This is a genomic window from Patescibacteria group bacterium (assembly GCA_041651155.1).
GTDB lineage: Bacteria > Patescibacteriota > Patescibacteriia > CAIXNZ01 > CAIXNZ01 > JAPLYF01.
Genome location: JBAZJU010000010.1, coordinates 18,269 through 28,179, shown reverse-complemented (window position 1 = coordinate 28,179; position 9,911 = coordinate 18,269). Strand labels below are relative to the sequence as shown.

The window sequence follows — 9,911 nt, the reverse complement described above, 5'->3', positions numbered from 1 at the left end:
GTATTATTTGCCGTTGTAGCTCCTGCCTACGCTCTACCGAGCTTCGGCAGGCAAGCATTCAGAATTTGAGTATTTTGGAATGATCTACCAGCTTCGCGAAAGTAAGTTGGGTAGAAAGTATTATTTGCCGTTGTAGCTCCTGCCTACGCTCTACCGAGCTTCGGCAGGCAAGCATTCAGAATTTGAGTATTTTGGAATGATCTACCAGCTTCGCGAAAGTAAGTTGGGTAGAAAGTATTATTTGCCGTTGTAGCTCAGCTGGTAGAGCAACTCCATGGTAAGGAGTAGGTCATCGGTTCAATTCCGATCAACGGCTCAAGGTTCTCAGCCAGAGGCTGATCCGCCTTTGGCGGAAATTCCGCGCAACGGCTCAGATAATTACTGCGATTTGCAGTTTTTTATTTTAACCCTTGATTTAATTGGCAAAATAGTGTATATTTTACATATATTTTATACTGGGTCGGTTGCAGAGTGGTCAAATGCACGAGACTGTAAATCTCGCGTCTTACGACTTCGGTGGTTCGAATCCACCCCGGCCCACCTTCGCTCGCCATATATACAAAATGAGCGAACAATAAAATTTAATATTATTTTTGGCGAGCTACGGTGGGCACTGCCCACATTGGAACTTGCTACCCTAGCTCCCCGCACTATAACTTCGTTAAGTGCGGGGCAGGCCTAGAACCCTTAGGTTCTAGACAAGCAGCTTGCTTATATAAATTAAGGATGTACTACAGCTTCGCTAGGTGAAATTTTAAAACCAAATATATAACATCTTTATGCCACCCTAGCTCCCGCCTTCGTTGAAACTACGGCGGGCAGGCAGCTTGTTTAAAAGTTTAAGGAAAAACTGGCAGCTTCGCTAGGTGAAATTTTAAAACCAAATATATAACATCTTTATGCCACCCTAGCTCAGCTGGTAGAGCAACTGTTTTGTAAACAGTAGGTCGTCGGTTCGAACCCGACGGGTGGCTCTGGAATTTATTAATAATTTAGCAATATAACAATTAACAATTTATATTTTATGTCACAGGAAACATTGATCAAGCTAGAATGCACTGTTTGTAAAAAAACAAATTATTATTCTAGGAAAAATAAAAAAACCCTAAAAGAACGTCTGCAAATAAATAAATTCTGCAAGCACTGTAAAAAGCATACGCTTCATAAAGAAACCAAATAAAATAAAAAAACAGTTCTGAATACAGGGCTGTTTTTTTGTCTGCAGACCACCTCGGTCTCGGAATTATTGTTTAGAGGAACCTTAGGGCTTATTTGAGGGTCTGTTTAGGGGCTACTTGGCGGGTCCAGGATATTCGTTGATGGAAAAGATTAGTAAAATGTAAATTTTATTTTAAAATTAAATTAAACAAGAACCCGGTAAACATGATGCCTGCACTAACGATTCCTGCAAAAATAAGAATAAGTTTAGTTTTCATAACTTTTTTAAGGATCATAAATTCTGGCAGGGATAAGGCGGTTACTGACATCATAAATGCCAGTGTTGTCCCCATGGACACGCCTTTTTCAGTCAAAGCGCTCACAAGAGGGATGATGCCGGCAGCATTGGAGTATAGAGGAATGCCAATAAGGACAGCGAGTGGTACGGCATACCATTTGTCAGCTCCTGCGTACTGAGCCAAGAAATCAGCTGGCACATAACCATGTATCCACGCGCCGATACCAATACCGACAATTACATACAACCAAACTTTTTTGATAATATCCCAGGTATAATCTCGGGCATATTTTATTCTTTGAGGCCAATTCATCTGAGGTAGCGCTAAAGCATTCTTGGCTTGGTTTTTACGTACAAAATCAGCCAGCAAATGTTCTACCGGCAAATAGCCGATAATTAGACCTGAAATAATTGCAATAACCAGACCGCTGGCAATATAAATACCCGCGATTTTCCAGCCGAATAAACCGAATAACATTACTAAAGCAACCTCATTGACCATTGGAGATGAAACTAAAAATGAGAAAGTTACGCCCAGTGGTACGCCCGTTTCTGCAAAGCCTAAAAATAATGGCACGGCAGAGCAAGAGCAAAAAGGCGTAATAATACCAAAAATCGCAGCCAATATATTGCCAACGAACTTATGCTTACGAGACAAGATTTTCCGTATTTTTTCAGGCGGCAAAAAGGATCTGATTATTGAAACTGCAAAGATAATTACTGCCAGCAAAATAAATATTTTTATAGTGTCAAAAATAAAGAAATTTACGGCTTCACCGGCAAGCGATCCCTGTTTAAGATTAAATAAGCCATAGGATAGCCAATTGGCAAATAATTGTATAGGATAAAACATATTTTAAAGATTATTAAGGATTTTATTTTAGGAGTTGTTTTATTTCTTCCACATCAGGAATTCGTCCGTAGCTTAAGACCTTTTCATCGGCGACTAGTGCGGGAGTGCTCATAATGCCGTAATTCATAATCTCTGTTATGTCGGTAACCTTCTCTATTTTTGCGTCCAGATTAAGTTCCTTTATGGCTTGTTTGGCATTAGCTTCAAGTCTTTGGCAATTGGGACAGCCAGAGCCCAAGATTTTAATAATCATAAATTTTTATTTATTATTTAAATAGTGAGACAAAAGCGAATGATACTTGTTAACCGTTTTTTTATTAATAGAATAAATAACCTTTGTCCTGTCCTTTCTTGATTTTAATAGCTTGAAATCCTTTAAAACTTTGAGGTGGTGCGAAATAAGGTTCTGAGGCAAATCTAAATTTTGCCAGATTTCGCAGACGCATCTTTCGCCCTTGTTCAGCATACAAATAATTTGCAGCCGGTTTTTATCGGCGATAATCTTTAAGAATTTTATCATTAGTTGCCGGTTGTTTTGGGATTTTTTGGTTTTACAGCAATTGAAGTTCATAATTTTGGGTTAAATATCAATGGGTATTGATATTATAGCATAGCTGAAATTCAAAAGCCAGATACTTGCCAACCTGAGAAGTCGGCTGGCCTATAAAAATAAAAGGCTCAGGCCCGAATAAATTCACTGCGTTGCTGCAAAGAGGTGTTTTTGGTATAATGTATTTATAATTGTCCGCTTTTTTAATAATTTTTATGATAGATACTAAAAAAATACGAAAATTCTTCCCGGCGATAAAAGCGGGAAGAATTCTTTCTAATAATGCGGCGAGTACGCAAGTTCCTGTTCAATTATTAGAATTTTTAAAAAAACTTGTCATTCAATATGACAATGTCCATCGGGGCCAATCGCATTCTTCGGTCTTAACTACTGAAGAGTTTGAATCCTCTTATGATACAATTGCCCAGTTTATTGGCGCTTCTTCACGAAAAAATATTATTTTATACAGAAACGCCACTGAGGCGATTAATTCGGTTATGTACTCCTTGCTGACTGAATTTAAAGATGGAGATAACATAGTCACGACATTCATGGAACATAATTCAAATTATGTCCCATGGTATGGATTATGCCAAGAAATATTGCCGAAATTCGGTATTAACGTGGAATATAGAATTGTTAAATTTGATAAAGAGAATGGAGAGCTTGATCTAAATCATCTAAAATCCCTGGTAGATCAGAGAACAAAAATAGTCTGCTGCAGCGGAGCGTCAAATTTTTTAGGAACAATAAACCCGATTAAAGAAATAAAAAATATCGCCGACTCAAGCGGCTATATCCAGCCAAATGGAGATAAGAGATCCTATCTTTTGATTGATGGCGCCCAGGTCGTTCCCAATACATATATTAATGTAAATGAGCTGGGTGTGGACTTCCTTGTTTGGTCTTTCCATAAAATGCTCGCGCCATTTGGCGCAGGGGCATTATATGCGAAAGAGGAATTGCTTTTGAAGATGAGGCCTTTTCTATATGGCGGCGATATGATTGCCGAAGGAATGGTTAGCCCGGAAAAGGTAGGATATAATTCACTTCCATGGAAGTTCACGGCTGGAACTCCTAATATTTTAGGGACGATTCTTTCCGCCCAGGCTTTAAGATTATTAATGGATTTTTCTTTAAATCCAGGCAGGCAGAAATACTTTATGACTGATAAAAAATTGGAAAGGGCGGATGTTAAAAAGGCGATGGACAATATAGAAGCTCATGAAAAAATTCTAATCGGAGAAGCATTGAAAATATTGGGTGAGATGCCTTCATTAAATATTTACGGCCCCAAATCCGCCACGAAAAGGACTGCTTTAGTCGCTTTTACTTGTAAAAATAAAAGCCCGTTTGAAATTGCCGATAAACTAAGCGGCTTGGGAGTAGAGTCCAGGGCTGGCTGCCATTGCGCAACCTTGGCACATAAATTTTATGGATTAAATCCTCCTGCCAGCTGCAGATTGAGTTTTTACATATATAACGATATTGAAGATGTAAGGAAAGCATGTCTGGCTGTTAAAAAATGCATCTAATTTCTAATTTTAAAATAAATCTATGCAACAATGCCAAATTCATGACAGTTCTTTAAAGTTTTCCCGGGCAGTTTACGGGATTTTAGTTTTAATTGCTGTTTTAATTCATAGTCAATGGCTGGTTTTAGCTGCAAGTATTTTAGTTATTTTAGGCGCCATGTCCCTAAAATTGAATATTGCCTACCAGTTTCATGTCTTGGTTTTTAAAAAAATATTCAAAGACAAATCCGTCTTGGTATTAAAAGATTCAGGAGAATTGAGTTTTGTCGCCGGTATGACCGGCGTATTGCTCTTAGCAGGATTTTTTTGGCTTTATTATGGCCAAACCGATGATTATGCCTGGATTTATATTTTAATCGTTGATTTTTTGATATTCTTGGCTTGTTTTGTCGGCTTTTGCGTGGCGACCTTAATGTATGTTTTACTCAAAAAATTTTTAGGAAATAAAAAATGAAAAATCACAAAAAGAAGCTAGAAGCAGGAGAGGCCGGGTATCTCAATAAAAATTGCTGGTTGGTCAAAAATCTTAATTATTCTCCATATAAGCGCTGCCAATATTGCAAATTTAGATTTCGCAACTGTTTATTTTTGCATTATCAGGCAATCAGCCTGATCTTAATATTCTTTTTCCTGGGTCTTTTTCTTTTAATTGAGGGAAGGGTATCATCGCTGATCATTATTACCATTTTTACTTTGGTTATTGTTTACGGTTATTTTTTTAATAAAAGCACGGGGAAGATTATTGAAGCCAATTTTGCCCAGACAAAAGCCAAAGAGGCCCTGGAAGAATTAACTGAAAATCTTGAGGAAAAAGTCAAAGAACAAACTGAAGATATTGTTGAAAATAATAAAAAGTTAGAAAGACTCCTGAAAGTCAAATCTGAATTCCTTGATATTGCCTCACATCAGTTAAGAACTCCGGTCAGTGTAATCTGCGGCATTTTAGATATGTTTAAAAGCGGGACAATGGATAAATTGCCAAAAGAAAAACAGATGTCATTTATTGGCAATGCCTTTTCAAAAGGTCAAAAGCTCAATGCTGTTATTAATGACATACTTGATGCCAGCGACTTAGATGAAAAAGAATTGGATTTAAAAAATTCTCTGGAAGATCTGGATTTATCAGCTTCGGTTAGCAACATAGTTAGTTATAATCAGCCTGAAGCTGAACAGAAAAAGATTAAGATTATTGCAGATATAACTCCAGGTATTATGATTAAAGGCGATAAAAAATATTTAGAACAAGCCATTGGCAATCTGGTTGACAATGCCGTGAAATACACGCCAGAGAATAAAGAAGTTTCAATTAAATTATCAAGAATTGATAAGGTTGCCCAATTGGAAATTAAGGATAGCGGCATAGGTATTCCTGGAAAGGAACAAAAGATACTCTTTCGGAAATTCAGCCGTGCTTCAAATGCCAAGGAACTGCATACAGATGGTTCTGGCTTGGGATTATTTATTGTCAAAAAAGTCATCAATGCTCATCCTGGCGCGAAAATATGGTTTGAATCTAAGGAAGGCCGGGGCACAACTTTCTTCGTTCAATTATCAGCTATTTAAATATGACTAATAAAAAATATACAATTTTAATGGTTGAGGATGATCCTGATCAAATTCTCATGTACAGAACCCAATTAGAGCTGGATGGTTTTATGGTCTTTGATGCTAAAAAATATGCTGATGTTGAAAAAATACTGGCCAAAGAAAAACCAGACATGGTATTGCTTGATCTTGTTTTAGGAGCGGAATCGGGTGAAGATATTTTAAAGAAGTTAAATGCTAAGCATATTACAGATGTATTGCCTGTAATAGTGTTTACTAATTTAAAGTCGGACAAGGACGAGCAAAAGTTTATCAAATTAGGCGCCAGAGAATATTGGCCAAAAACTAAATTATTGCCCAGGCAATTAAGTGATGTAATAATGAGATTCTTAAAATAAAAGTTTTAAACAAAAAATACTGTTAATATTAGCAGTATTTTTAGTTTCCATGAGTTTCCGTGGCCTGCCCGCCGTAGCCTTGGCGAAGGCCGGGCACTCGGGTCTCTGGAACGCTTTCTAACTGGCAGGGGCGGTAGGAATCGAACCCACGCTAGTGGTTTTGGAGACCACTGTACTACCATTATACGACGCCCCCGAATTTTAAATATAAGATTATTTTAGCAAATTAAACGAGTTAAATCAAGTTCAATCCATTTGTTAATTTGTGCTAAATTTAGTAAACTTAAAGAGGATATAACATCAATTAAAAACAAGTAATAAATTATGCTATTAGGAATAAATTTCGTTCATTGGTTGGTTATTTTAAGTATTTTTGTCGCCATATCAGGTTCAGTGGCTTATATTAGAGATACTTTGAAAGGAATAACTAAGCCAAATCGCATCACTTGGTCAATGTGGGCTTTAGCACCTTTAATTAGTACTGGAGCAGCGTTATACAGTCATGCTGATATTTGGGCAACAAGTCGTATTTTTTTGGCTGGTTTTCTACCTTTAATTGTATTTATTGCCTCATTTATAAATCCTAAGAGTTATTGGAAATTAACAACCTTTGATTTGTTTTGTGGCGTTTGTTCGGTTTTCGCCTTATTACTTTGGTTAGGGATAGATTCACCCAAATTGGCTATTCTTTTTGCCGTCTTGGGAGATGGATTTGCAAGTATTCCGACAATTAAGAAGGCTTGGCAAAATCCTGAAACTGAAACAGGCTTCACCTTCGGCGCTAGTTTATTTGCGGCATTATTAGTTATTCCGTCCATCCCAGTTTGGAATATAGAAAATTCAGCTTTCCAAATTTATTTACTTATCGCAAACTCCATAATACTTTTTGCTATTTATAGAAAAAAGTTTTGGCATAATTAATTTTTTGAACATATAATTAAAATTTTATGAATTTAAAATTTATGTCTACCAAAGGCGGATCCGACTCTGGCGGAAAAAAATTGATATTTTTAATCCTAATCACTACTTTAATTTTAATTCCTCTCACATCCAATGCCGGCTGTTGTGGTTGTGACCCTGTTTATACTTATGATGCTAAGGGTGAAGTGCTGTCCGCAGTTTGGGTGCGCGATCAGGCCTGTACTGCGACTGGCAAAATTTTAACAACCTTGCAAAAAGGACAGGTAGTTAAAATTACAGACAAAACTGATGGCTGGTACAAAGTTATTGCGCCAGATGGCACTATTGGCTGGTCAGGCGATACTTTTTTTAATATTACTGACAAAGCCTTAACAACTTCTAGCTCCTCTAATACTTCTAGCTCTTCCAGTTCGTCTTCTACCGCAAGTTCAAGCAGCTTAGCCTGGCTCAAAGGTTATATATTATTACAAGTTCAAGCCAATGGCGAGGCCTGGTACGTGAATCCCACAAATTTTAAAAGATATTATATGAAAGACGGGCCAACTGCTTATGAAATGATGCGCTCGTTTGGTTTGGGTATTACTGATGCTGATTTAGCCAAAATACCAAAAGACACTGATACTTTCACAGGCGATGCTGCTTTACGAAGCCGTTTATCAGGCAAAATATTATTACAGGTTCAGCAGCATGGCGAGGCCTGGTATGTTTATCCCAAAACCAATAAAAGATATTATCTCAAAGACGGCGCAGCAGCTTATGAAATTATGCGTTATTTGAGTCTGGGCATTACCAATACTGATTTAGCTAAAGTTGCTGCTGATGAAATACCATTAATACCATATTCTCCCAGTACAACAAGCTCATCAAATTCTGATTCAACAGCCACAATAGATGTTAATATCCCAATTATTTCAGATAATGTTCAGCTAACATTTAATGACGCAAAATTTATTTCCAGCGGAACGCAAGTTGCTGGGACTGGTAATTTTCAAAAGGGGAGCGTGCCAACAGGTTTTAGTTACAAAATTGTGATGCAGCATATTTTAGACCGCATAAATTATGAAAGAACAAAACGCGGTCATGCAGCGATTGTTTCAGATCAAAGAATGATTGATACTGCCTCGGTTTGGGCAAATGAAATGTATAATCAGGGGCAAATTACTCATACGCGCGTGCCAGTTAATATGATTGCCCGGCAGTGGGTGTGGCAGAATTTTAAAATCGGCTTTCGTGAGGACTGGGGTTGGCTTTATGAAAATATAGGCGGGGGCAGTTATAATCGTGCCAGCGGAATTAATGTAAGTATTATGGCCTCAATGGATGATTTATTTGATTATTATATGAGCGAAGAAGCTGATAATGGCATTCATTACCAGACAATCATGCATGATCATCTGACTCATGTGGGAGTAGGATATTATTTTGACGGCACTAATGATTCGGGCAACCTTTATACGGTTTTGCATTATGGAGGGTTGAATGGGAATGTTGAGGTGATTGATAAGACCTGGTAATTCTGAATTCTGAAAGCCGAATTCTGAAATTAGGAAGTTTTGAATTTAAATTTATGAAATTGAAATTTAGAAAAATTTGGGAGATGGCTCTGCCAAATCAGGATAAGCGAGATGACAAAGGCCATGCAAAAACTGTCTCCAATTTTTCAATTAAATTGTGTAAACTTGAGCAGGCAAATGAAAATATTGTCGTGCCGGCGGCAATATTGCATGACATTGGTTGGGGCAGATTATCAAAGGAAAATCGTTTTTTGCCCTTTTCTCCAAAAAATACAGTTAAAAAAGAATATGTTGTGCGAATTAAACATCAGGAAGAAGGTGTGAAAATGGCCAGAAAAATATTGGCTAAAGCAAAATATCCGCCAAAATTTGTTAAGCCTATTCTTGAAATAATTTCCCAACACGATACAAGGCAAAATTTTATATCTAAAGAAGAAGGAATAATGAGGGATGCCGATAAATTATGGCGTTATTCTATATTGGGAATTAAAGCAGATATGAGAAGAAAAAATTTCCCTTTTTTGGCAATATATAAGAGGCTGAAGGTAAAAATAAATGAACATAATTTTTTTTATTCGCAATCAGCTAGGAAAATCGCAAGAATGGAATTAGCAAAAAGGAAGAAAGAATTATTTAAATCATGAAACCAGAAAAAGATTTTTATCAAATTTCGCTCAAACTCATTATGAAAAACAATAAGGGGCAGATTTTGGGTTTAAAAGGAGTTAAAGGCGGGAGATATGAAAACTATTATGATTTGCCAGGCGGAAGAATTGATACTAATGAATTTCTTATGCCTTTTGCTAAGATAATTGCTAGGGAAGTAAAAGAGGAAATTGGTAATGTTAAGTATAAATTAAATCTTAAGCCCGTGGCTTTGGGGCGTCATTTAAGTTCTTCAACGAAAGTAATAATTAATAATAAAAAAAGGATAGTCAGGGTTTTTTATTTGTGTTTTGAAGCAAAATATTTAGCGGGTAAAATAAAAATAAGTTTTGAGCACGAAGGTTTTGCCTGGTTAAATTTAAATAAAGTTAATTTAAAAAAGTATTTTAAGTCGGCAAATTTAGATGCGCTAAAAATGTATTTCACGGAAAATAATTTTTAAAAGGGGGAATTTTTGGTATAATAAGGATGAT

At 36.7% G+C, this 9,911-nt stretch carries 11 protein-coding genes and 4 tRNA genes; 12 read left to right on the top strand and 3 right to left on the bottom strand.

Going from position 1 to position 9,911, the window contains the following annotated elements; all coding sequences use genetic code 11:
- The first annotated feature begins 243 nt into the window (after window positions 1–243).
- The 4 genes from WC460_06345 to rpmG all read left to right on the top strand — a co-directional run bounded on the left by WC460_06345 (window position 244) and on the right by rpmG (window position 1,180).
- Window positions 244–316, top strand: a tRNA-Thr gene (locus WC460_06345).
- 141 nt (window positions 317–457) lie between these two features.
- Window positions 458–540, top strand: a tRNA-Tyr gene (locus WC460_06340).
- Between the two features lie 361 nt (window positions 541–901).
- Window positions 902–974 (top strand) — tRNA-Thr (locus WC460_06335).
- Window positions 975–1,024: 50 nt separating this feature from the next.
- On the top strand, window positions 1,025–1,180 hold the full coding sequence (gene rpmG / locus WC460_06330) for a 50S ribosomal protein L33 (GenBank protein MFA5188952.1): 156 nt from the start codon (window positions 1,025–1,027) through the stop codon (window positions 1,178–1,180).
- 166 nt (window positions 1,181–1,346) lie between these two features.
- Here the strand turns inward: rpmG and WC460_06325 are convergent, their stop codons facing one another.
- On the bottom strand, window positions 1,347–2,309 hold the full coding sequence (locus WC460_06325; protein ID MFA5188951.1) for a permease: 963 nt from the start codon (window positions 2,307–2,309) through the stop codon (window positions 1,347–1,349).
- 22 nt (window positions 2,310–2,331) lie between these two features.
- Entirely contained in the window at window positions 2,332–2,562 is a 231-nt protein-coding gene (locus WC460_06320) for a thioredoxin family protein (GenBank protein ID MFA5188950.1), read from the bottom strand.
- Between the two features lie 512 nt (window positions 2,563–3,074).
- Here WC460_06320 and WC460_06315 point away from each other — a divergent pair.
- Genes WC460_06315 through WC460_06300 form a run of 4 tightly spaced genes read left to right on the top strand, consistent with a single transcriptional unit; the run spans window position 3,075 to window position 6,337 of the window.
- Window positions 3,075–4,394 (top strand): aminotransferase class V-fold PLP-dependent enzyme, encoded by a 1,320-nt coding sequence (locus tag WC460_06315; GenBank protein ID MFA5188949.1) that lies wholly within the window; start codon window positions 3,075–3,077, stop codon window positions 4,392–4,394.
- Between the two features lie 22 nt (window positions 4,395–4,416).
- On the top strand, window positions 4,417–4,848 hold the full coding sequence (locus tag WC460_06310) for a DUF4395 family protein (protein ID MFA5188948.1): 432 nt from the start codon (window positions 4,417–4,419) through the stop codon (window positions 4,846–4,848).
- Window positions 4,845–5,957, top strand: coding sequence for a HAMP domain-containing sensor histidine kinase (locus tag WC460_06305; protein ID MFA5188947.1), 1,113 nt, complete (start codon window positions 4,845–4,847; stop codon window positions 5,955–5,957). The genes WC460_06310 and WC460_06305 overlap by 4 nt, the downstream gene beginning before the upstream one ends.
- A gap of 2 nt (window positions 5,958–5,959) precedes the next feature.
- Window positions 5,960–6,337, top strand: a complete 378-nt coding sequence (locus tag WC460_06300) for a response regulator (protein ID MFA5188946.1) — start codon at window positions 5,960–5,962, stop codon at window positions 6,335–6,337.
- Between the two features lie 122 nt (window positions 6,338–6,459).
- Here the strand turns inward: WC460_06300 and WC460_06295 are convergent.
- Window positions 6,460–6,533: transfer RNA gene (locus WC460_06295), tRNA-Trp, on the bottom strand.
- 128 nt (window positions 6,534–6,661) lie between these two features.
- Between WC460_06295 and WC460_06290 the strand changes: the two genes are divergently transcribed.
- From WC460_06290 to WC460_06275, 4 genes are read left to right on the top strand one after another with little or no spacing between them, the layout of a single operon-like run.
- Complete coding sequence (locus WC460_06290; protein ID MFA5188945.1) at window positions 6,662–7,258, top strand: hypothetical protein; 597 nt, start codon at window positions 6,662–6,664, stop codon at window positions 7,256–7,258.
- Window positions 7,259–7,284: 26 nt separating this feature from the next.
- Entirely contained in the window at window positions 7,285–8,772 is a 1,488-nt protein-coding gene (locus WC460_06285) for an SH3 domain-containing protein (protein ID MFA5188944.1), read from the top strand.
- A gap of 53 nt (window positions 8,773–8,825) precedes the next feature.
- Complete coding sequence (locus tag WC460_06280) at window positions 8,826–9,416, top strand: HD domain-containing protein (protein ID MFA5188943.1); 591 nt, start codon at window positions 8,826–8,828, stop codon at window positions 9,414–9,416.
- The gene (locus WC460_06275; GenBank protein ID MFA5188942.1) at window positions 9,413–9,880 is read left to right on the top strand and encodes an NUDIX domain-containing protein; all 468 of its coding nucleotides are present in this window, start codon (window positions 9,413–9,415) and stop codon (window positions 9,878–9,880) included. The genes WC460_06280 and WC460_06275 overlap by 4 nt, the downstream gene beginning before the upstream one ends.
- Window positions 9,881–9,911 lie beyond the last annotated feature (31 nt).